Raw genomic sequence first — 335 nt, 5'->3', positions numbered from 1 at the left:
ATCACCGATTTTGATCTTCCCCTGCTATTGAACAATCTCAAACAGGCTCACCAACCGCAGGCTATTGATAAACAAACACGGCTGGACCTGCACATAGATGATAAAATTCCCCATAGAGTTGCCGCAGACCAGCTAAAGCTTTCCCAGGTACTGCATAATCTGGTAAGTAACGCGGTGAAGTTTACCGAAGCAGGAAAAGTCAATATCTCGGTAGAACTGCAGAAACAGGAAAATGAGACCCTGTGGTTGAAATTTGATATTGAAGATACAGGGATAGGTATCTCTGAAGATAAGATAGAACACATCTTTGAAAAATTCACCCAGGCAGAAAGTTC

The 335-nt window shown here is 42.4% G+C and carries 1 protein-coding gene; it reads left to right on the top strand.

The window, feature by feature from the left end; translation table 11 throughout:
• The coding region (locus tag HC175_RS21775; protein WP_209310183.1) for an ATP-binding protein at positions 1-335 on the top strand (335 nt) is incomplete at both ends.

The sequence above is a fragment of the Salinimicrobium oceani genome (genome assembly GCF_012037645.1).
The sequence above is the reverse complement of the archived record's forward strand: the minus strand, read 5'-3'. Positions and strand labels throughout refer to the sequence as shown.